The following is a 22759-nucleotide window of genomic DNA, read 5'->3' on the forward strand; positions in this document are numbered from 1 at the left end:
AATACAGGATTTATGAAAAAGATGTTTTTGTTTACGATTATCGCAGCTGCGACATTTTCTTGTGCGAAAAAAGTTTCTCAAGAAAGTACAACTGTTAAAGAACCGCAGGAAAAGAAACTGGTGGGAGGAGACTCTGACGCACACGGATGTAAAGCTTCCGCAGGTTACACTTGGTCAACTCTTAAAAAAGAATGTATCCGAATTTTTGAAGGAACAAAACTATCACATACAGAAGAAACAGGTAAAACGTATACAACCGCTGCCTACGTAATTTTTGAAGGAAACAAAGCAGAGCTTTTTCTGGATACTCAAAAAGAATCCATCATTTTAGAAAGAAAATCTGAAGGAGATTCTTGGAATAAAGATGATTATCAATTAATTCCGTGGAAAGGATATGTTTTAAAAAAAGCTGGGAAGATTATTTATACAGGAGAATAAAGTTTACAGTTTTCAGTCGCAGTTTACAGCTTAGAACTTTGTCAAAGTTTGAAACTTTGACAAAGTTTTCAGATTGCAATTGACAGACCACGACTGAAAACTGCGACTGAACACTGTAAACTTACAAAGCCAGCCAATTCTTAAAATCAAAGAAATTCTGTGGAGCCACACCATGACCAACAGGATATTCTTTATAAGTAACCGGAATATTTAGTTTTTCTAAAATTGCAGGAGTTTTTCTCGCCCATTCGATTGGAATAACCTGATCTACAGTTCCGTGAGAAGCGAATATTTTTAAGTTTTTGAAGTCGTTTTTCTCAAAACCTTCTTTAATAATTTCTTCATTAAAATAACCACTCATTGCCACAACTCTCTGAATTTTTTCAGGATACGAAAGCGCAGCAGAATAACTCAAAATAGATCCCTGACTAAATCCAATTAAAGTTACGTTATTGGCATCTATTGGATAATTTACAACTAATTCATCAATAAAAGAAGCAATTACGTCTCTCGAAGTTTTAGCTTGTTCGTTATCAGAAAATTTATTTTGATCTGCATCAAAATTGATGGCGTACCAAGCGTAAGCACCATATTGCAAATCATAAGGCGCTCTGGCCGAAATGATGTAATAATTATCAGGAAGTTCAGAAGCAAAAGAAAACAAATCAGCTTCGTTGCTGCCATATCCGTGTAATAAAAGTAATAACGGATTTTTATCTAAAATTACTTTTGGCTCTTGTATTTTATATTCTAAAGATAGATTCATTTTTTTAATTGTGAATTGTTAGTTCTAGGTTTCAGTCTCAGTCTCAGTTTTCAACTTTGTCAAAGTTTCAAACTTTGACAAAGTTCTTGGAATTTGGGATTCAAAAATTTGGAATTTAAATTACCCTATAGATTTAAACCATTTTTGAAATACATTTCCAACTAAAGGAATCGGTTTCATTTGGCCTTGAATAGCAGTGAAGATTCCATATGTCCAAAGAATTGAAATACAAATCCACATTGGGAAAGTGATAAAAAAGCTGTCAAAATTACTGATTATAGCCCCAAAAGAAATAAATGTCAGCGATAAACCTAAAGCCTGACGAATATGAAAAGACGCAAAACTATTTTTATTTTCAGAATTCATAGACATTGCTATCAAAACGCCAATAATTAAAATGTAACTGGTAATGGCAATTGATTTTCCTTCTTCGATTGTATTGTTCATTGTATTATTTTGTAACAAGTTGATTTTGATTTAAAATTCCGTACACAGAACCTTTAAGTTCAGTTCCTAAAAAAGCAGAATTTTTAGATTTTGAAAGAATATTTTCTTTAGTAAAAGTTGATTTTCCTTCCGGAGTAAAGAAAGTAAAGTTTGCTTTTGCGCCTTCTTCGATTGTGTTGTTTTCAAGACCAAAAACAGTTCTTCCTGAAGTTAGTTTTGCAATCACAGTTTCTAGCGGTAAAACCGTTAATAATGCGCCAAAAGCACTTTCAAGCCCTATTGTTCCGTTTTTTGCCGTATCAAATTCCATTTTCTTGAATTCAATATCAATCGGATTATGGTCTGATGTAATGGTATCGATAGTTCCATCCGCAATTCCGTTTAGTAAAGCCTGTCTGTCAACTTCAGTGCGTAATGGCGGAGTCACTTTAAAACGCGTGTCAAAATCGTCTAGTTTTTCATCTGTTAAAACCAAATGATGTACAGAAACACTTGTCGTAACATTTAAACCTTTTGCTTTAGCTTCTCTAATTAATTCAACCGATTTTGCTGTAGAAATTGTCGGGATATGAAGTTTTCCTCCAGTATATTCCAATAAAAATAAGTTTCTCGAAATTTGAAGTTCTTCGGCTAGATTTGGAATTCCTTTCAAACCTAATCTTGTCGAAACGATTCCTTCATTGGCAACGCCGTTTCCTTTTAGGTTTGGATCTTGCGAATAAGTAATTACCAAACCATCAAAATCCTGAACATATTGCAAAGCAATTTTTAACAAATTAGCATTGTCAATACTTTTGTTATAATCTCCAAAAGCTATTGCTCCGGCTTTTTTCATGTCATAAAGTTCGGACATATCTTTTCCTTCGCTAGCTTTTGTTAAAGCGCCGATTGGAAAAATTTCTGTTGCAAAACCATTTGCTTTATTTTTTACAAAATTGACCTGAGATTGATTGTCAATAATTGGGAAGGAGTTTGGTTGCAACGCAATTGCTGTAAAACCACTTTTTGCTGCAACATTCAACCCGTTTGCAATAGTTTCTCTGTCTTCGTAACCTGGTTCTCCGAGAGAAACGCTGCTGTCAAACCATCCCTGAGAAACATGAAGATCGTCGAATCTTACTACTTCTGCATCATCATTTGGAAGAGAAACTCCTATTTTTTCAATTAAACCATCTGCAATTAAAAGATCAACGGTCTGGTTATGAAACGGACTTTTTGAGTCGATAATTTTGGCGCTTTTGATGATTATTTTCATATGTAGAGAAATTTATTTTAATTGAAACAATGAAATTATTTTAAAACATTAAAACTTAATTTTCTGAACCATTAAGAAATGAAGTTAATAAAGGAAAAACTTAATATTCTTAATGTCTTAATGGTAAAAAAATTACTTCACGAATTTTATAATCGCCATTTCTAATGCTAAAAACAACAGTGCAAAGATAACAAACCATTTCCAAATTTGGCTGTCAGTTCGCTCAGTTTGTAAGGTGTTAAAAATGGTCGAAATCGTATCGGCGGTTTTAAAATCAGAAACTACGTTTGTGTTTACCTGACTCAAATCGCTTTCGGTTCTTTTGTAATTGAAACTCAAATTTTCAACCCATTCTTTTTTGTCAAAAATGCTGTAATTTCCAGCTGTTTCCGGGAAATCATTAAATGTTAATTTGACTTTATTATTCAAAATCTGCTGAATAGGAATAAACGAATCTTCTATTCCTTTTACTTCCAGAATTGCATCTTTCGTCAGCAAAACATCAACAAAATAAGGTTGATTATTGCCAATTGTTAAAGCATTTACACCTGTTTTTTGATTGTTCTGCGCCATTTTATAAAACAACGGAACAATTAAAGGTGATTGCTGAAAGTTTGAATTCGCGGCATTTATTGGTGCCGAAAATATAGTAATTCCAGCCGTCGGATTTTGAATTGCCGTTACAAATGTACTTTGATCTTCATAAGATAAAACCGCCGGATAGGGGCTTGAAATATCAAATGAACTGTTTGTTTTTGGATATTGGAAATTCGTAATTTTATTCTCAAAAACTCCCGAAAATAATGGATGATCAAAATTGATTTTGGTAATTAGTTTACTTTCTGTTTTAAGGGTATTAAACTGAATTTTTCCAAAATTCCCTAAAAAGGAATTTAAATTTGAAATTGAACTTTTTTCAGAAGGAATCACAACTAAATTTCCGCCTTTAGAAACAAACGCTTTTAATGTTGTTTGCAAAGCCTGCGGAATTTCAACTAATTCGTTTAAGATTATTGTATTTTGTTTTTCTAAACTATTATAATCTAAAGAACTGATGGAGTAATTGTTATAATTGAATTCGGCAGAAGTGTAAATCCTTGATAAGAAATTACTCTTTTCAGGTTCACCAATGCTGATTACATTTGTTTTTTTGTTTTTAGAAATGCTGAAAAACAACTTGTTATCATAAGTTAAACCATGGTCTTCGATAGAAACATATCCGTGAAAAGCTTCTTTTGGAATTGTGAAGTTGATTTTCTTTTTCTTCGCATCAAAATTGATGATTGTTTTGGCAATCAGTTTATTTTGATTGTATAAAGCAGTCGAAATTGGTTTAAAATCTTCACCGTAACCTGAAAGATTAACGCTTATTTCGTAGAAATTTTCTAAAGTCTGATTGATGTAAACGCTGTCAATAGAAACGTTGTTTTTCTGTTCGGCTTCCGGAATTATGAAATAGGGTTTTTCTTCAGAATCAATGTTTTTAATATCATTTTCAGTTAAACCAACGGCATCAGAAATAATGACAATATCTTTTTTATGTGCCGATTTATGCGCTTTTACTTTTGCCATAATCGACGAAAGTTCAAAAGGCGTTGCACTGTATTTTAAATTCTGTAAAGCAGTTTTGGATGATTTTATATCGGTATTCCAATAATTTTCTGTGTTTGTCAGCAATGAAAATTGAGCGGTTTCGGGCGTGTTTTCCAGTAATTCCTGAACGGCACGTTTTAGCAATTCTCCTTTTTTGCCTTTTGCCTGCATACTAAACGAATTATCTAAAATAATATACATTTCGTTTGAAGCATTCTTGCTGTCTTTGGCTTCAAAAAAAGGCTGTGCAAAAGCTATAATAGCACACGTAAGCAATAAAAGACGAGTAGCAAGCAATAATCGTTTTTTGATTTTTGAGCTTTTACGAGTCTGAATTGCCAGTTCTTTTAGGAAACGAACATTGGTAAAATAAGAGGTTTTAAATCTTCGTAATTGAAATAAGTGAACCAAAATTGGAACAATCAATAAAAAAAGAAAGTATAGAATTTCGGGATGTTTAAAGTGCATTCTGGCTTCGATTTACTTCGCTACTTTTATTTTTCACGAAGATGCTGGTCAAAAATACAAATTTTTAATTAAACCAGATAGGCAATATTTAGTTAAACCATATAAGTTATATAAGAGATTATAAGCAGGAGGTAATACGTTTTTATTAAATGAACTTATATAACTTATATGGTGAAAAACCTTTTTGAAAAATGTAACTTTTCTGGTTTTATTTGTAATGATCTAAAAGATATTATTGCGTATTTTAGCGTATTCAAAAAAACAAACTATGAAAAAAATATCTCTAATATTATTTTCAGCTTTCGCATTAACCACTGCAAAAGCTCAAAATAAATTTAACCTTTTAGTTGGAACTTATACGAATACATGCCAGAGTAACGGAATTTATGTTTATGAATTTGATACAAATTCGGGCGAGTTTAAACTTAAAAGCTCTTCTGAAAATGTAGTGAGTCCGAGTTATTTATCGGTTTCGGCAGATAATAAATTTATTTATGCAGTAAACGAGAACGGGACACAAAGTACGGTAAGTGCATTTGGATATGATTCTGCATCTGGAAAAATTAATTTTTTGAATAAAAATGATGCGTTGGGAGCAGATCCTTGCCACTTGATAAATGATGATAAAAATGTAATTGTTGCCAATTATTCAGGCGGAAATATAGTAGTTTATAAAAAGAATACAGATGGAAGTATTTCTGAAGTACAGCAATTGATTCAGCACGAAGGAAAAGGACCAAACGCGGCGCGTCAGGAAAAAGCGCATGTGCACATGGTGGTTTTTTCTCCAGATAAAAAGTTTGTACTTTCTAATGATTTAGGTTTAGATAAAGTGTTTATTTACAAATACAATCCTGCTTCTAAAAACGAAATTCTGACTTTAAAAGGAAGTGTTGATGTTAAACCGGGAAGCGGGCCAAGACATTTGACTTTTAGCAAAGACGGAAAATTTGTTTATTTAGTTCAGGAATTAGATGGTACGCTGACAACTTTTAGCTACGATAAAGCCGGAAGTTTAAAAGTAATTGCCGAAACCAGCATTTTACCAAAAGGTTTTAAAGGCGGAACTGGCGCAGCAGCCATAAAAATCTCACCTGACGGAAACTTTTTATATGTTTCTGATCGTGTAGATGCTAATGCAATTTCAGTATATAAAATCCTTAAAAACGGAAGTATTGAATTAGTAGAGCAGCAAAGCACTTTAGGAAAAGGCCCAAGAGATTTTTCTATTGACCCAACAGGAAATTACCTTTTAGTTGGTCATCAATATACAAATGACATTGTTATTTTTAAAAGAGATATCGCAACAGGAAAAATTACAGATACAGGAAAAAGAATTCAATTGTGTTCGCCTGTAGGGTTGGTTTTTACGAAAATTTAATCTAAGTTGCTAAGGTTCTAAGATGCTAAGACACTAAGATAAAAGGCTCAATAATACTTGTATTATTGAGCCTTTTTAATTTTAAAAAAAAACTTAGAATCTTAGTAACTTAGAACCTTAGAATCTAAAAATTTATTTATTGTTGTCTTTCCTCTTCTTATCTCTCGTTTTCAACATATTTCGATTGACAGAACCGTGGGTTTTCTTTTTTGTTTTTGAAGGGCCTCCTAAATTGACTTTTTTGTTCTTTTTAGATTTTTCATGAAAAGCTCCTTCTCCTTCAAGTTTCACTTTTTTCATTAAAAACTTAATAGGCTGTTTGTCTTTTTCAGGCTCGATTAATTTTGTAGAAACTTCAACTTCTTCAGGAAAATCAGTAATATCAAGTTCCTGGTTCATTAAAACTTCGACTTCAATTTTAAATTCCTCTTCTCTTGGAGTTACAAAACTAATCGCCGTTCCCGTTGCGTCTGCACGTCCTGTACGACCAATTCTGTGCATGTATAATTCTGGTTCTTCCGGAAGTTCGAAGTTAATTACGTGCGAGATATTAGAAATATCCAAACCTCTCGCCATAATATCAGTTGTAATTAATCCGCGAAGATTTCCTTCCTGAAATTCGGCCATTGTGCTCAAACGGTAGTTTTGAGATTTATTCGAGTGAATTACACCAAACTGACCTTCAAAATCTTCTTCAATGCGTGTGTGAAGCATATCCGAAATCTTTTTATTGTTTACGAAAACCAAAACACGATCCATGCTTTCGTCATTCTGCAATAAATGTTTTAACAGATTTACTTTTGTATTAAAATTTGGAACGTTGTATGTAACCTGAGTGATTTTTTCAAGCGGCGTTCCAGATGCTGCAAGTGTAACTTCTTCAGGGAAATCAAAATAATCGTTTAATATATCATCAACTTCATCTGTCATTGTTGCAGAGAATAATATATTTTGACGTTTGGTTTTCATCATTGCTAAAAGTGAAGTCAGCTGTGGTCTGAAACCTAGATTCAGCATTTCGTCAAATTCGTCGATTACTAACTTTTGAGTTTCATCAAAACGAACAACAGCGTCAAGTGCTAGATCCATTGTACGACCCGGAGTTCCAACTAAAATGTCGACACCTTCGTAAACGGCTTTTTTTTGTGTATTGATGTTTACACCTCCATAAATACCCAATGTTTTAACCGACATGTATGTGGTTAATTTCTCCACTTCTTCAACAACCTGAACAACTAATTCACGGGTTGGAACAAGTACAACAATTTTTGGTGTATTGGTATTAGTAAACTTATAAAGCTTTAAAAGAGGCAGTAAATAGGCAAATGTTTTACCGGTTCCGGTTTGCGCAATTCCCATCATATCGCGTCCAGACATGATTACAGAGAAAGATTTTTCCTGAATAGGAGTAGGCGTAACAAAGCCTAATTCGTCAACAGCTTTTTGTAATGATTTTGGGAGATTGAATTTTTCGAAAGTGCTCATTTGCATTAAATTTTGTGCAAATGTACGTTAAAATGATGGTTTTTTGTTGATTTTGTAATTTTAGATGTTGTATTGTTACTTAGATTGTCCCTCTGAGCGAAGTCGAAGAGCATTCCAATTGGAATGAGGGCTTCGACTTCGCTCAGCCTGACAGCGTAAAACTCAAATAAAATCTACGATTTTAAATTCTAAAACCCTTCAAAAACACCTAAACCAAATAAAGCAAAATCGTATTTTACAGGATCTGCAGCGTCCATTTTACGAAGTTGTGTATCTAATTCCAGTAAAGCTTTTGCATCATTTTGCTTTCGCGAAAGAATTCCTAGTTTACGGGCAACATTTCCTGAGTGAACATCAAGCGGACAAGATAATGCGGAAGGAGAAATTGTTTTCCAAATTCCTAAATCGACACCTTTTGTATCTTGGCGAACCATCCAGCGTAAATACATGTTGATGCGTTTTGCAGCAGAATTATTCACCGGATCTGAAATATGTTTTTGAGTTCGCGGCAAATGATTGATTTCGAAAAAGATCTTTTTGAACTCGCTTATGCTTTTCTGCAGACTGTCTTTTTCCTGATTTTTGGCAAAAACAGCTTCTAGTCCGTTGTGGTTTTTGTAAATGTGCTGTAAACCTTTAATGAATCCGCCGAAATCTTTTCCGTTGAAAGTTCGGTGAACGAAGTTTTCTAAGTCAGCTAAATTATCTTCGGAATGCGACATGACGAAATCATAAGGCGTATTGCCCATTAATTCCATCATTTTATGCGAATTCTTGATAATCATTTTACGATTTCCCCAAGCAATTGATGCGCTTAAGAATCCTGCAATTTCGATATCTTCTTTTTGAGAAAACAAATGCGGAATCTGCACAGGATCACTTTCGATAAAATCCTGATTGTTATATTGAATGACTTTTTCGTCGAGAAATTCTTTGAGTTCTTTTTGATTCATTTGAAATGAAATGTTCTTGTTTATTTGAGTGTCCTAGCCCTGATGGGAGCGGCATCTCCCGATTTAGAAAAACAAGGCTTTTTAGCCGTAGTTTTTGTTTATCGGGAATATAGCGGACAGCAGGGAATAGCTCCTATAAATATTAATTACTAATTTGACCGTCGACCATAATTAATTTTCTGTCGGCCATATTGGCTAATTCTTCGTTGTGGGTTACAATTACAAAAGTCTGTCCAAATTCGTCACGAAGCTGGAAAAATAATTGATGTAAATTTTCGGCAGAATGTGTATCAAGATTTCCAGATGGTTCATCGGCAAAAATCACGTCGGGTTTGTTGATTAAGGCTCTTGCAACGGCAACACGCTGCTGTTCTCCGCCCGAAAGTTCGTTTGGTTTGTGATGAATTCTGTGTGATAAACCTAAATATTCTAATATTTTTTTAGCCTCTTTTTCGGTTTGTACTTTTGGTTTATTGGCCATAAATGCAGGAATGCAAACATTTTCTAAAGCTGTGAACTCCGGTAATAATTGGTGAAACTGGAAAATGAATCCGAGATTTAAATTTCTAAATTCAGATAATATTTTGTCCTGTTTGCTTTTCTTTTTAAAATACCTGTTGTAGTAAATAAACATTAAAAGTATTGGTAAACACAATATACTAATTGTTGTTGCTCGTAGTGTTTCATCTAAGATTTTTGTTCTAAAAAACAATAAAAAAACTACTAATAGTATAATATAAATTGAGCCAGACCAGGTTACAATTTTAAATGTTTTTTCTTCTTTTGAATTATCATTTTCAACATCCTGCAGCTTCAAAATATTTTCACCATTAATAGTTAAAGATGATTCTGAGTTTCTTTCGGGTGTATCAAGAGTTCCAAGGATTTGTAGTAAAGTCGTTTTTCCGGCACCGGAAGCTCCAACAATCGAAACAATTTCGCCTTTCTTAATATGTAAATCAACTCCTTTTAAAACTTCAAGTTTGTCGTAGAATTTATGTATGTTTTTTGCGTGTATCATTTAGTGAAACTGTTTTTACAAAGAAACGAAGATTATGGTTAGAATCAAATTCCAATATCTTAAATTCCAAATTCCAAAAAATCTAAAATCTGCATTCTAAAATCTAAAATTTAAAAATCGGCTCGTTTCTTGATATGGAAATTTTGAAATTAAATTTAATATTCAAATAAAATGAATTTGATGAATTATTTTTAATTTCGGAACAAACTCAAATCAAACTTAAAATGCAAGACCTAAAAGTTGTAGACGACAATAGAATGTCAAAATTAATTATTGGTTTAATTTTGGACGGAATTGGTATGATTTCTTTTTCGATTCCGCTTCTTGGTGAATTTTCAGATGTAATTTGGGCGCCAATCGCGGCTATAATTATGACCAGAATGTATAAAGGCAGAGTAGGAAAGGTTGCCAGCGTTTTAACTTTTATTGAAGAAGTAATTCCGTTTACGGATATTATTCCTTCTTTTACACTGACCTGGATTTATACTTATTTCTTTTCGAGTGAGAGAGTAAGAGAATAAATTTAGTTTTTGAATAAAAATCCTAATCCCATGTTTTTGAGCATTTTCTTTTCGAAGTTCCAAAAGAATTTAAACTGCCCAAACACAGTTCCTATTGCAACTAATAAAACCTGATAAATAGGGAAAATTATTAGCAGGCGAATTAAGGTAAACCAGCCTCCAAAATCTTCTTTGGTTATTCCCAGCCAAACGCAAAATGGTTTAGACAGCCAGGCAGAAGCCGATCCTGTGATGGCAAAAACGGTAAGTATTATAATGGCTTGTAAATTTGAGGTGATTCCCCAGCGTTCTTTTAATTTATTCATTGCTATTTGTAATGATTACAAATATAGTAATTATCTTGAAGGAACATACCCCCAAAGTTTTTGTTTGTAAGTATTTTGAAAATAAATCATGTAATTGTAAATTAAGTAGTTTACTTCGTATCCGTAATGAATGTCAGGACGATAGTTAATCGACATTTCGTACAAATCCGGACTGTAACGCTGTGGCTGCAAAACGCGGCTGTTCCACTCGGTTACATACAAGTTATTTTTGTTTTCAAGATATGCCAATGAATGGTAATTTCTAGGATAAGCTCTTGATTGAAGCCAGGTACTAAAACCGTTATCGATAATTATTACTTCATATTCAAGAGAATCGTTTGCAATTCTAACGGTATCGCTTATTTTTTTGTTTGTAGCAGGAGTGTCTGCACTTACAATATTTTTTGAAGTCGTAGAGCAGGCAATTATTGTCAGTGCTATAATTAATATGGAAATACACTTTTTCATAACCATAAAGTTACGAATTTTTTTTAAGGTTCACAGAGGCAAAGGTTCAAAGTAACAAAGGTTTAACTTCTTACTTATAAAAAATAAAAACTGATTACAATTTTGTAATCAGTTTTTAGAATTTTTCTTAAGGTCTTTGAACCTTTATACCTAGACTTATTTACTTCCAAACAATTTCCCAATAAACCCGGCGATACCGCCTTTGCTCTTGGTAACTACAAGTACATCTTGAACGTCTAGTTTTCCGTCGTTGTTTTGGTCAAGGCCAAATTGAGTTCCGTATTTTGAAATGGTATCCATAATTCCAGATGCTTGTCCGCTGTTTCCTGAAATCGAATTGATGATGTCAGAAATCTGAAAACTGCTGTCATTTGGATCTTTTGCTTTATTTACTAATGAACCTAAAATCTGCGGAATTAAGTTTGAAGCTACACCAGAAGAATCTGCACTGCTTAAACCAAATTTTTCTCCCAAACTTCCAGACAATTGCTGCGAGATTTGCTGTACGACAGGATTTGAATTATCGATAGGAGAGTTTCCATTAAATAAACCGGCTAATTGTTCACCTCCGCCTTCTGAAGCAATCTTTTTTAAGCCTTCAAAAATAGAATTGCTTGTTTCGTTTATTACGGCTTCGTTATGCTCATTTGGGACAGCATTGTTATTTACAACAGCATCGCCTCCGTATTGTTGTACTAATTGGGTTAATTGTTCAAACATAATATTTAGAGTTTAAATTACACGCCAAAATTAATAAAAAAGAAAGGGATTTACTACAAATTAGTAGTAAATCCCTTTAAAGATAATCTATTTTTTAATTACTAGCTTAACAAAGTAATAATTTGTGAAGCTAATTCTGTACCAATTCTGTCTTGTGCTTCTCCAGTTGCAGCTCCAATGTGCGGCGTCAATGAAATTTTAGGGTGCATTAAGATTGTCATTTCTGGTTTTGGTTCGCTTTCAAAAACGTCTAAACCTGCAAAAGCAACTTTTCCTGAGTCTAAAGCTTTTACTAAAGCTACTTCATCAATAACACCTCCACGAGCACAGTTTACGATTCCAACTCCGTCTTTTAAAAGTTCAAATTCTTTTTCACCAATGATGTAACCATCCTGAGCAGGAACGTGTAATGTAATAAAATCAGACTCTTTAAATAAAGATTCTAAAGATTGAGAAACAATTGTAGTTGTAATAGACTGTCCGTCGAAAAATTCCACTTTTACATCTACCTGAGGAATAAAACTATCTGCAGCGATAACTTTCATTCCTAAACCAAGAGCCATTTTTGCAGTAGCTTGTCCGATACGACCAATACCAACAATTCCTAAAGTTTTTCCTCTTAATTCAACTCCGTTTGCGTATGCTTTTTTCAAACCGTCAAAGTTTGAATCTCCTTCAAGAGGCATATTTCTATTTGAGTCATGCAAGAAACGAACACCAGAAAATAAGTGTCCAAATACCAATTCAGCAACAGATTCTGAAGATGAAGCCGGAGTATTAATTACATGAATTCCTTTGCTTTTAGCATAATCAACATCGATATTATCCATACCAACACCACCGCGACCGATGATTTTGATACCAGGACAAGCGTCGATAATATCTTTACGAACTTTAGTGGCACTGCGCACTAAAATTACGTCTACATTATTTTCATTGATAAAGTTAGCTACTTGTTCCTGAGCTACTTTTGTAGTTATAACTTCAAATCCACCTTTTTCTAAGGCTAGAATTCCACTTTTAGAAATTCCGTCATTTGCTAATACTTTCATTGTGTGATATTTTGTTTATTTGGTTCATCGTTTAATTGTCTAATCGATGAACCAAGTATATTGGGTTTTTCTTTTTGGTATTGTAAACTGAGACTGAGAACTAAACTTTAGACTCTAAAGCTTTCATTACATCAACTAAAACCAGAACACTTTCGATAGGCATAGCGTTGTAAATAGAAGCTCTGTAACCACCCACAGAACGGTGTCCTGGCAATCCAGAAATATTTGCAGCTTTCCATAAAGCATCAAAAGTTTCTGTATGATCCGGGTTGTTTAATAAGAAAGTAACATTCATTTTAGAACGATCTTCTACCGCAGCAGCACCTTTAAATAATGGGTTTCTGTCGATTTCAGCATAAAGTAAATCTGCTTTTGCGTTGTTTAATTTTTCAACAGCAGCGATTCCGCCTTTTTCTTTAATCCATTGTAAAGTCAATAATGAAACATATACTGAAAAAACAGGCGGCGTATTGTACATACTTTCTGCTTTGATATGTTTAGCATAATCTAACATACTAGGAATTGTTCTTCCGTTTTTACCTAAAATTTCTTCTTTAACTACAACAAGAGTAGTTCCTGCAGGTCCCATATTTTTTTGAGCCCCGGCATAGATTAAATCAAATTTAGAGAAGTCTAATTGACGAGAAAAAATATCAGAACTCATGTCGCATACAACCGGAATGTTTGTCGACGGGAATTCCTGCATTTGAGTTCCAAAGATGGTATTGTTACTTGTACAGTGAAAATAATCAGCATCACTTGGTATTTCGTAACCTTTTGGAATATGTGTATAATTATCATCTTTTGAAGAAGCTACAACAATAGTTTCTCCAAAAAGTTTTGCTTCTTTAATAGCCGCAGTTGCCCACGTTCCTGAATCTAAATAAGCTGCTTTTCCGTTTTCTTTCAATAAGTTATAAGGAGCCATCAAGAATGCAGTACTTGCACCACCTTGTAAAAACAAAGCCTGATATCCTTTTCCTTCAAGTCCTAATAATTCTAAAGCCAGCGAACGAGCTTCATCCATAACAGCAACAAAATCTTTGCTTCGGTGCGAGATTTCAAGAATTGATAATCCTGAATCATTAAAATTTAAAATTGCTTTTGATGCCTTCTCAAAAACTTCCTGAGGTAAAATACTTGGTCCTGCGCTGTAGTTGTGTTTTTTCATGGTTGTTGTTAATAGTCGAAATTTTAAAAACGCAAATTTCGGCAATAGGAGCTGAAAAAGCGATAAATAATTCGAAATAATTAAACATTTTTTTACTTTGTTGTTAACAAAAACGTTATAGTATCAACGTTATCTGCATAATCCCACAATTGAGGATTTTGGGTTTGACCAAATGCAACACTATTTTCTGTTAAATCGCTGCTTACAATGCATTGAATTTGCTCTGCATCGGTTTCCAGGCGCGATTTTAAATCTTCGAGATTTTCATAATATTCATAGAAAACGCTCGAAATAGGCGAGGCGTAGCTCGAATCTTCTTTTAAAGTCAAAAATCCGTTATCTAATAATTTGAAATTACTCATTAAGAAAACCGCTTTGTTGTAATCGTAATTATTAGCGTATTTTTCATAATGAATTACGTCCTGATATTTAAAAATAGCCTGAAAAAAAGCATCAAATGAATAGCCTTTCGGAACAAAAAGTTTAGATACATTTCGGCATCCTAAACCAAAATATCTAAAAATATCTTCACCAAGAGCTTCTAATTGTTCGTGTGTTTCTTTTCCGTTTAAAACAGCAGCTGAATTTCTGTTTTTTCGGATGATCGAAGGTTTATCTTTAAAATAATATTCAAAATAACGAGCTGTGTTGTTGCTTCCGGTTGCAATTACAGTATCAAAATTTTCCAGTTTTCCATCAACGAAAGTGATTTTATCTTTTAGGTTTTCATCAACAGCAATTAAATACTTCGCTAGAAATGGCAGTAAATGCTGATCGTTTGAGGATGTTTTTACTAATGCTTTGTTTCCGGTAATTAAAACAGATAGAAAATCATGAAAACCAACTAGTGGAATATTTCCTGCTAAGATTAAAGCAACTGTTTTTTCCTTTTTGTCATTTTGAGCAAATTCGGAAGAATATTGAGAAACCCATTTGTTTAGGTTTTCTTCTGTCAATGCATCTGCCCACGATTTTATTGCAAAATATACTTGTTCCGGCGTGTACCAGCCATTATGAGATTGTGATAAATGGATTAGTTTTTCGAAATCATCAAAAAAGATATCGTTATATAAAACGTCAGATTTTTGTACAGAATGTTCTTCTGAAAACTGACTTAGAAATTTTCCTAATTCAACAAAAACACTTTTTTTTGTTTCTAATGTCATAATGTTTGTTTATGAATTGTTTTGATTGTAATTTTGCACAAAAATAAGCATAATTAAGTCGAAAGTCAAAAGTCTTAAAGTCAAAAGGGAGAAATGTCTTTGATGTACTTTATTTTACTTTAAGACTTTAGAATTTTAACTTTAAGAAAAATAAAAAGATGGCAATTATTATAACTGACGAATGCATAAACTGTGGGGCTTGCGAACCAGAGTGCCCAAATACAGCAATATATGAAGGAGCAGATGATTGGAGATATAAAGACGGAACAAGCTTAAAAGGAACTGTTATTTTACCTGACGGAACTGAGGTTGATGCTGATGATGCACAAACTCCAATTTCTGATGAGATTTATTATATCGTTCCCGGAAAATGTACAGAGTGTAAAGGTTTTCATGACGAACCTCAATGTGCTGCTGTTTGTCCTGTTGACTGTTGTGTTCCGGATGATAATCACGTAGAAGATGAAGAAACCTTGTTGAACAGACAAGCGTTTTTACATGGCGAGTAAACTCCGTCAGTATATAATAAATAATTCAATAACGTTCTCTTTATTTATAGTTTATAGCGGATTTATATTTCTTAAAGTAGAAAATCTTGATAAATACAATTTTTACGAAGGTAAAATAATTGGTATTCGCAATATAACATCTTCACATACGGCCGGAAGAGGAGGGCCAGTATTAATTAATAGAAATATTACTGAAGTAGAATACTATAAAGATAATGACACAATTAGATATGATCAGGGAGAATTGAGACTGGTGACTAATTTTGAGCTAAATGAAAAAGTAACGATTTTAGAAAATAAGGAAGACGAATACGAAAACAAGATTTACAGCCTTTTTTATTATTGGATTGATTTTAATGAATTAATAGTTTGCTTACTAGCTTTTTTGTTTATTTACGGATACATAAAAAACTTTATCAAATAATAAAATCCCGAGCTCAAACTCGGGATTTTTTTTGCTTTATTCGGAATGTTAAAAAGTTATTGCGTTGGTTTATAATATTTTATATTTTAGTGCTTATTTTTTTAATAAAAATTTAATACTTTAGGTGAAAATTTAATAAGCATATGAGGAAAATCATACTTTTATTTTTTGTTTTATTTGGTTTGACAGTTTTTTCGCAGGAAGAACAATATTCTATTGTAGTAAAAGATATAGAAACACAGCTTCCTATTGAAAATGCCACAGTTGTTATTCTAAAAACAAAACAAATATTATCCAGCAATAAAGAAGGTAAAGTTACTTTTATGCTTACAGGAGGTTCTAATGTACAGGTATCAGAAACCAATTATGAAACTCTGACGGTACGCTGGACATCTTTAAACGGAGATCAAAAATTTATTGTTTATCTAAAAAGTAATAACAACAAACTAGATGAAATTGTTCTTTCTAAGCAGTCTCCACAAAAAGTACTTCAAAAACTTGTAGATAATTCATCAAAAAAACTGGCATCATCTTACAGATTAAAAGTCTACGTAAGGGAGTTTTTTATGCTGGATAACAAATATTCTTATTTTAATGACGGATTGGTTAATTTTCAATTTTCAGGAAGTCCTTCGACAACACTTTTGGTAGAACAAAACAGATCTTATGGCTTGCTGGAAACAGATGTAAGCGCAGATTTAAGAGGGTATGATTTGAATAATATCATGAAAAATTATAATGATTTTAAATATTTTGATCCGCTTTTAGATCCGAAAGCAAAAAAAGAATATGATTTTATTATCCGCGGTCATGCTAAAAATAAGGATTATTATGTAATGTATATTACGCCTTTGGATAAAGCAAAAGAGGCTGTTGATAATTTTGAGATTATTTATGATCCTGAAAAGAAACTGATTATTGAGTTTAAAATCGATATTACACCGCAGAATCTTGATAAACTTGAAGAAAAGGCCGATGTGAATTCTAAAAATATTACAAGATCATTTATTAATGTTGATTATAGGATAGATGGAGAGAATTATTATTTATTGAGCTCAAATGAAGAAATAGCTTATAATCTTATTTTGAAAGATCAGGTAAAGAAAATTCAGGTTCGCAATAGTTTTATTACGACAAATTTCAACAGACAAAATTTTACGTATAAAGAAAGTGATGTGTTTAAAGAGAAATCACTTTTTAATAAAAGAAATAAAATATTGACTAATTACTGGGATATTTCAGGATTTGTTGCAACTGATGAAGAAAAGGCGATTATTGCTTCTTTGGATTATAAATTGTGAGAGAGTAAAGAGTAAAGAGTAAAGAGTAAAGAGTAAAGAGTAAAGAGTAAAGAGTAAAGAGTGAGCTGTTTGTGGCTTATTTTATTAGTATAAAAAAAATCCTGAACTATTGTTCAGGATTTTTTGTTTTTAGTATTGTCAGGCTGAGCGAAGTCGAAGCCTTTTTTCTTTTAGAAATTAAACCCAAGTCTTGCATAGTAATAAGCTCCGCTGAAACCCATTTGTACAGCATCCCAATATCCACCAGCTTCAGTATTTCCTTGTTCGTCTTGTTTTGTTGGATAAACATTAAACAAGTTGTTGCTTCCAAGGCTTAATTTTAAACTTTTTGTAAATTGATAACCTACAGTTAAATCGGTAACTAATCTTGGGTTGTAAACATCATCTTCATCAGCATAATCAACCAAAACCACTTTGCTGAAACGAGTAAAAGCTAAACCTGCATCAAACTTACTTTTTGAATAATTTAAGTTTAAACCAAATTTATTGTCTGGTGCAGAAGCTAATAAGAATGCTTTCTCGCGTTTTCCGAAGAAAGTAGCTTCATCTAAATCGCCATTTTTCACTTTGTCAATTTTCATATCGTTGATGTTTCCAACTAATGTTGCTCCAAAAGTTCCAAAATCATACGTTTTTTTCCATGATAAAACTAAATCCAGACCGTGTGTACTTGTATCAACTCCGTTAGCAAAAAACTGCGCTTCAGAAACTCCAAGATTTAAAGCACTTGCGTCAAAATATCCTGTAAGCACAATACGATCTTTTACTTTAATATAATAACCATCAACCGTTGCAGTAAAATCTCCAAAAGAAGCTGTGAAACCTAAAGAAGCATTTACAGCTTTTTCTTCATTTAATTTACCAATACCAAAAGCTCTTGTAATTTCGCTGTCATTTGGTGCCAGTAAAACCTCCGTTGCTCCACTTGCATTAAAGTTTGTAAAACGTAAGTTATAATAAATTTGAGCTAAAGAAGGCGCACGGAAACCTGTACTCACAGAACCTCTTAAGTTAAAGTGATCACCAAGTTTTAATCTCGAAGCTAATTTTCCGTTTACGGTACTTCCAAAATCGCTGTAATTTTCAAAACGGACCGCTGCGTTTACCATAAAAGCTTTAGTTACGTCTAACTCTCCATCAGCATACAAAGAGAAGTTCGTGCGGCTTTCGTTAACTTCATTTGCAGGGCTGTAACCTGGAAAACCTTGAGAACTTCCCGGTCTTGGATTCCCTGAAATAGGATCAATTGGGGCACTTTGAGTTGTTGGATCCGTAATTGGCACTCCATTAGTATCATAAGTAGTGTAAGAACCTTCTTCTCCAGCAAAAATTTCAAATTTCTCTACTCTAAATTCAGTTCCAAAAGCGATGTTGAAACCGCTAAGAACACTGTCGTAATTTTTAGAAATATCAAAATTGGTAGTGTTTTGAAGCAAACTATGTCCTCCAGCGTCAAATTCATGTGGAGATTTTTCTTCAAGAGAAGCATTTATAGTTCCTTTAATATCATATTGGAATTTATTTTTTCCGAAAGTATTACTTAAATCAAATTTCCATCCCCCACCAGATTCAGTCTTGATTCCCGCAGCGATTGAATTATCATTAATTTTTGATGTAATTCTTGGCGTATAACCACCCGGATAAACAGACTCTACAACTCTTTCACCATCATTTCTGGTAAAAGCATACGCATCTGTATCTCTAAAATTACTTCCTCCAAAAGCATAAAATTCAGTTTTGTCAGCAATTGGAACACCAAAATTGGCAAACAAATTTACCCCTTGCATTTCGGCATCACCAAAACCTTTTCTAAAATCATAAGCAGGTCTTAAAGTTTTATTTTTATTTATAAACTCTCCTGTAAAGTTTGCATATCCGCCTTTAGTTCCTAATGCAACACCATAATTAGCGGCAACTCTAACAGAACCTCCGTCAAAATCCTGATCTTTTCCGTATGAATTTCCGTTTCCGTCTTTATCTAATCGGTATCCTTTCGTGTTTGGCGTTCCAGGAAGGAAATCACCTTTTGCATTCGTATTAAAAACACCATAAGTTACAGATCCTGTAAGTTCGTTTACATTATCATTTGTAATAATATTGATAACTCCGGCAATGGCATCAGAACCGTATTGGGCAGAAGCACCGTCACGCAAAATTTCAATTCTTTTAATAGAAGCTGCCGGAATTGCATTTAAGTCAGTTCCTGTATTTCCACGTCCTCTTGTTCCAAATAAATTGATTAAAGACGATTGGTGCCTTCTTTTTCCGTTAATTAAAACCAAAGTCTGGTCTGGTCCCATACCTCTTAAAGAAGCAGGATCGACGTGGTCAGCACCATCAGATCCAGATTGTTTGTTAGCATTAAAAGATGGAGCAACATATTGCAGTAACTGATTGATTTCAATTTTTCCACTTTGAGTTGTAACATCTTTTACATTAATAACATCAATAGGAACGGCAGAATTTACAACAGTTCTTTTAGTACTTCTGGAACCTGTTACGACTACATCGCTCAAAACCTGACCGCCGCTTTCGTCTAAAGTTACATCTACTTTATCGCCCGAAGCTGATTTTTCGACAGTTCCAAAGCCTACGTAGCTAAAAACAAGAGTAGCGCCTTCTTTAACTTTGATTTTATAACCACCTTCAAAATCGGTAGAAACACCATTCGAAGTTCCTTTTTCTACAATATTAACACCGGGAAGCGGTGTTCCGGTTTTATCCTTAACGACGCCCGAGACTTCTTTTTGAGCAAAAAGAAACGCTGAATTCAGCAGTAATAAAAATAATGCAATCTTTTTCATGGTTGTTGGTTTTTTGTTTGGTTTTTTGTTGATTACTTTTATAAAAGTAATATTTTTTAACAAAAACTTAATAATAAGTTTAAAAATTTTTAAGAATTACCCTAAAATTATATTAATGCACATTTTTACTTCGCTTACGAGGTATTAAATCTTATATTTGCAAAATTTTAAAGCCAAAAAATATCATTTTGGCAGAAACAAAAAAAACTCACGTAAATCATAATCCATTAAAAAAGAGAGTTAATGGTGGGACTTTGATAAGTTCAAAGCCCAATAAAATAAATAGAAACAACAGATGAAAGCAGGAATTGTAGGATTACCAAATGTTGGAAAATCAACATTATTTAATTGTTTATCTAATGCAAAAGCGCAGAGTGCGAACTTTCCGTTTTGTACAATCGAACCTAATATTGGTGTTGTAAACGTTCCGGATCCGAGAATCAACAAATTAGAAGAATTGGTAAAACCAGAACGCGTACAAATGGCAACTGTAGATATCGTAGATATTGCAGGTTTGGTAAAAGGAGCAAGCAAAGGTGAAGGTCTTGGAAACCAGTTTTTAGGAAACATTAGAGAGTGTAATGCTATCATTCACGTTTTACGTTGTTTTGATAATGATAATATTGTTCACGTTGACGGAAACGTAAACCCAATTCGTGACAAAGAAACTATCGATATCGAATTGCAGTTAAAAGATTTAGAAACAGTTGAAAAACGTTTAGAAAAAGTAAATCGTGCTGCAAAGACAGGAAATAAAGAAGCGCAAACTGAAAAAGCACTTTTAGACAGAATTAGAGAAGCATTATTACAAGCTAAATCAGCTCGCACAATTACTCCTCAAGGTAATGACGAAGAAGTTCTAATGGAATCTTTTCAATTAATTACTGCAAAACCAGTTTTATACGTTTGTAATGTTGACGAAAATTCAGCAGTAAACGGAAATAAATATGTAGATCAGGTTCGTGAATTAGTAAAAGATGAAGATGCAGAAGTTATCATTCTTTCTGTAGGAGCAGAAGCTGATATTACAGAATTAGAAAGTTACGAAGAGCGTCAGGTTTTCCTTGAAGATATGGGATTAACAGAGCCGGGAGCGTCAGTTTTAATTCGTGCAGCTTATAAATTATTAAAGCAGCAAACGTATTTTACAGCAGGAGTAAAAGAAGTTCGTGCTTGGACAATCAATATTGGAGCAACTGCACCGCAAGCAGCAGGAGTTATCCATACCGATTTTGAAAAAGGTTTCATCCGTGCCGAAGTTATTTCATACGAAGATTACGTTCAATACGGTTCTGAAGCAAAAGCTAAAGAAGCTGGAAAATTCAAAGTTGAAGGAAAAGAATATGTTGTAAAAGATGGTGATGTAATGCATTTCCGTTTTAACGTTTAATCTTTTTTTCTAGAGAATAGAATAAAGATTATAGAGAATAGACTAAAACTGCTGGAGAAATTCAGCAGTTTTTTTATGTTTAAAAAACTTGAGTTCACTACTGTCAGGCTGAGCGAAGTCGAAGCCCACGTAAGAAGCTCCATATAGTATTGCTAATCTTTGCGTGGGCTTCGACTTCGCTCAGCCTGACAAAAATGAGAATAAAAAATCCGTTTAAATCTGCGCTTTCGCGAAAGCGAATCCGTAAAATCCGTGTGCCATTTACAGCACAGAAATTTTTTGGCTCAAAAATTGGTTACAGAAAAATTACCAATTACTAATCTAAAATAAGCCAATCAAAATGCTAAAAAAAACTTTCAAAATTTTAAAATGGACACTTATCGGAATCTTTAGTTTTCTTGTCCTTTATGTAGGATCCGTTTATCTGATTTCTAAAATTACCGTCAATTCAGATGTTGCTCAGGTCGAAGAGCAAAATGCAGTTCCTATTTACATTCTCTCAAATGGCGTTCATACAGATATTGTCGTTCCAATAAAAAATGAAATCAAAGACTGGCGAAACGAAATTCAGTTTAACCAAACGCAATCAAAAGATTCGTTAATGAATTTTATTGCTTTTGGCTGGGGCGATAAAGGTTTTTATTTAGATACACCGGAGTGGTCAGACTTAAAAGCAAGTACAGCCTGCAAAGCTGCATTTGGAATCAGTTCATCGGCAATGCATACTACATTTTTTAAACAATTAAGAGAAGGTGAGGACTGCAAACGTATTTTGATTTCAAAAGAAAATTATCAAAGTCTGGTTAATTATATTTCAGATAGTTTCAGCGATCCAATTCATCCGGAATGGATTGAAGGCCACAGCTACGGAAAGAAAGATGCTTTTTATGAAGCCAAAGGAAGTTACAGTCTTTTTTATACTTGTAATACCTGGGCAAATAATGCTTTAAAAGCGGCAAATCAAAAAGCAAGTTTGTGGACAGTTTATGATAAAGGGATTTTTTGTCATTATAAATAATGTATAGTCCTTACGGGACAATTGTTGTACGTAGTTTTTGGGTTACCGATATTAAATCTCTACGAGATTATTCTGTTAGTAATAAATAGGTGTTTATACATTA

22 protein-coding genes and 2 pseudogenes are annotated in these 22759 nt (G+C 33.3%); 9 read left to right on the top strand and 15 right to left on the bottom strand.

What is annotated here, in order from left to right:
- Window positions 1-12: 12 nt before the first annotated feature.
- Window positions 13-438: a hypothetical protein gene (locus APR43_RS04660; protein ID WP_240514926.1), complete on the top strand. Its 426-nt coding sequence runs from the start codon at window positions 13-15 to the stop codon at window positions 436-438.
- Window positions 439-559: 121 nt separating this feature from the next.
- On the opposite strand, the gene APR43_RS04665 is transcribed toward APR43_RS04660, so the two are convergent.
- The 4 genes from APR43_RS04665 to APR43_RS04680 form a co-directional block, all read right to left on the bottom strand.
- Window positions 560-1204, bottom strand: coding sequence for an alpha/beta hydrolase (locus APR43_RS04665; RefSeq protein WP_053473697.1), 645 nt, complete (start codon window positions 1202-1204; stop codon window positions 560-562).
- Window positions 1205-1324: 120 nt separating this feature from the next.
- The gene (locus APR43_RS04670; RefSeq protein ID WP_053473771.1) at window positions 1325-1651 is read right to left on the bottom strand and encodes a hypothetical protein; all 327 of its coding nucleotides are present in this window, start codon (window positions 1649-1651) and stop codon (window positions 1325-1327) included.
- Between the two features lie 4 nt (window positions 1652-1655).
- Window positions 1656-2906 (bottom strand): dihydroorotase, encoded by a 1251-nt coding sequence (locus APR43_RS04675; protein ID WP_053473696.1) that lies wholly within the window; start codon window positions 2904-2906, stop codon window positions 1656-1658.
- A 132-nt stretch (window positions 2907-3038) separates the two neighbouring features.
- Complete coding sequence (locus tag APR43_RS04680) at window positions 3039-4967, bottom strand: vWA domain-containing protein (RefSeq protein ID WP_053473695.1); 1929 nt, start codon at window positions 4965-4967, stop codon at window positions 3039-3041.
- A gap of 268 nt (window positions 4968-5235) precedes the next feature.
- Here APR43_RS04680 and APR43_RS04685 point away from each other — a divergent pair, with 268 nt between their 5' ends.
- Window positions 5236-6348: a lactonase family protein gene (locus APR43_RS04685; RefSeq protein ID WP_053473770.1), complete on the top strand. Its 1113-nt coding sequence runs from the start codon at window positions 5236-5238 to the stop codon at window positions 6346-6348.
- Window positions 6349-6480: 132 nt separating this feature from the next.
- Here the strand turns inward: APR43_RS04685 and APR43_RS04690 are convergent, their stop codons facing one another.
- Both APR43_RS04690 and APR43_RS04695 read right to left on the bottom strand, forming a co-directional pair.
- Entirely contained in the window at window positions 6481-7833 is a 1353-nt protein-coding gene (locus tag APR43_RS04690) for a DEAD/DEAH box helicase (protein WP_053473769.1), read from the bottom strand.
- A 188-nt stretch (window positions 7834-8021) separates the two neighbouring features.
- Window positions 8022-8786 carry a TIGR02757 family protein gene (locus tag APR43_RS04695; protein WP_053473694.1) on the bottom strand — a complete coding sequence of 255 codons (765 nt, stop codon included), beginning with the start codon at window positions 8784-8786 and terminating at the stop codon, window positions 8022-8024.
- Window positions 8787-8810: 24 nt separating this feature from the next.
- On the opposite strand from APR43_RS04695, the gene APR43_RS24735 reads away from it, so the two are divergent.
- Complete coding sequence (locus tag APR43_RS24735) at window positions 8811-8939, top strand: hypothetical protein (RefSeq protein ID WP_256379824.1); 129 nt, start codon at window positions 8811-8813, stop codon at window positions 8937-8939.
- Here the strand turns inward: APR43_RS24735 and APR43_RS24660 are convergent.
- Window positions 8929-9378 (bottom strand): annotated as a pseudogene (locus APR43_RS24660) (ABC transporter ATP-binding protein); the annotation flags it as partial. The gene APR43_RS24735 and the pseudogene APR43_RS24660 sit on opposite strands and share 11 nt — an antisense overlap.
- 216 nt (window positions 9379-9594) lie before the next feature.
- A pseudogene (locus APR43_RS24665) lies at window positions 9595-9807 on the bottom strand (ATP-binding cassette domain-containing protein); the annotation flags it as partial.
- Between the two features lie 224 nt (window positions 9808-10031).
- Here APR43_RS24665 and APR43_RS04705 point away from each other — a divergent pair.
- Window positions 10032-10328 carry a hypothetical protein gene (locus tag APR43_RS04705; RefSeq protein ID WP_053473692.1) on the top strand — a complete coding sequence of 99 codons (297 nt, stop codon included), beginning with the start codon at window positions 10032-10034 and terminating at the stop codon, window positions 10326-10328.
- 2 nt (window positions 10329-10330) lie between these two features.
- Here APR43_RS04705 and APR43_RS04710 read toward each other — a convergent pair whose 3' ends face one another.
- The 6 genes from APR43_RS04710 to APR43_RS04735 form a co-directional block, all read right to left on the bottom strand.
- Complete coding sequence (locus APR43_RS04710) at window positions 10331-10633, bottom strand: DUF6787 family protein (protein WP_053473691.1); 303 nt, start codon at window positions 10631-10633, stop codon at window positions 10331-10333.
- A 30-nt stretch (window positions 10634-10663) separates the two neighbouring features.
- The gene (locus APR43_RS04715) at window positions 10664-11101 is read right to left on the bottom strand and encodes a DUF6146 family protein (RefSeq protein WP_053473768.1); all 438 of its coding nucleotides are present in this window, start codon (window positions 11099-11101) and stop codon (window positions 10664-10666) included.
- A gap of 156 nt (window positions 11102-11257) precedes the next feature.
- The gene (locus APR43_RS04720; RefSeq protein WP_053473690.1) at window positions 11258-11821 is read right to left on the bottom strand and encodes a DUF937 domain-containing protein; all 564 of its coding nucleotides are present in this window, start codon (window positions 11819-11821) and stop codon (window positions 11258-11260) included.
- Window positions 11822-11922: 101 nt separating this feature from the next.
- Window positions 11923-12873, bottom strand: a complete 951-nt coding sequence (locus APR43_RS04725; protein WP_053473689.1) for a D-2-hydroxyacid dehydrogenase — start codon at window positions 12871-12873, stop codon at window positions 11923-11925.
- Window positions 12874-12973: 100 nt separating this feature from the next.
- Window positions 12974-14044, bottom strand: a complete 1071-nt coding sequence (gene serC, locus APR43_RS04730) for a 3-phosphoserine/phosphohydroxythreonine transaminase (RefSeq protein WP_053473688.1) — start codon at window positions 14042-14044, stop codon at window positions 12974-12976.
- Between the two features lie 92 nt (window positions 14045-14136).
- The gene (locus APR43_RS04735) at window positions 14137-15210 is read right to left on the bottom strand and encodes an acyl-CoA reductase (protein WP_053473687.1); all 1074 of its coding nucleotides are present in this window, start codon (window positions 15208-15210) and stop codon (window positions 14137-14139) included.
- 158 nt (window positions 15211-15368) lie between these two features.
- Here APR43_RS04735 and APR43_RS04740 point away from each other — a divergent pair, with 158 nt between their 5' ends.
- The 3 genes from APR43_RS04740 to APR43_RS04750 all read left to right on the top strand — a co-directional run bounded on the left by APR43_RS04740 (window position 15369) and on the right by APR43_RS04750 (window position 17444).
- A complete protein-coding gene (locus APR43_RS04740; protein WP_053473686.1) occupies window positions 15369-15719 on the top strand; it encodes a 4Fe-4S dicluster domain-containing protein in 351 nt (116 codons plus the stop codon).
- The gene (locus APR43_RS04745) at window positions 15709-16143 is read left to right on the top strand and encodes a hypothetical protein (RefSeq protein WP_053473685.1); all 435 of its coding nucleotides are present in this window, start codon (window positions 15709-15711) and stop codon (window positions 16141-16143) included. The genes APR43_RS04740 and APR43_RS04745 overlap by 11 nt, the downstream gene beginning before the upstream one ends.
- 143 nt (window positions 16144-16286) lie before the next feature.
- Window positions 16287-17444, top strand: a complete 1158-nt coding sequence (locus APR43_RS04750) for a hypothetical protein (RefSeq protein ID WP_053473684.1) — start codon at window positions 16287-16289, stop codon at window positions 17442-17444.
- Between the two features lie 170 nt (window positions 17445-17614).
- Here APR43_RS04750 and APR43_RS04755 read toward each other — a convergent pair whose 3' ends face one another.
- Window positions 17615-20248: a TonB-dependent receptor gene (locus APR43_RS04755; RefSeq protein WP_053473767.1), complete on the bottom strand. Its 2634-nt coding sequence runs from the start codon at window positions 20246-20248 to the stop codon at window positions 17615-17617.
- A 295-nt stretch (window positions 20249-20543) separates the two neighbouring features.
- Here APR43_RS04755 and ychF point away from each other — a divergent pair, with 295 nt between their 5' ends.
- Window positions 20544-21638 carry a redox-regulated ATPase YchF gene (gene ychF / locus APR43_RS04760; protein WP_053473683.1) on the top strand — a complete coding sequence of 365 codons (1095 nt, stop codon included), beginning with the start codon at window positions 20544-20546 and terminating at the stop codon, window positions 21636-21638.
- A gap of 340 nt (window positions 21639-21978) precedes the next feature.
- Entirely contained in the window at window positions 21979-22656 is a 678-nt protein-coding gene (locus APR43_RS04765) for a TIGR02117 family protein (RefSeq protein WP_053473682.1), read from the top strand.
- Window positions 22657-22759 lie beyond the last annotated feature (103 nt).

This window comes from Flavobacterium sp. NLM (genome assembly GCF_002210235.1).
Taxonomy (GTDB): Bacteria; Bacteroidota; Bacteroidia; order Flavobacteriales; family Flavobacteriaceae; genus Flavobacterium; species Flavobacterium panici.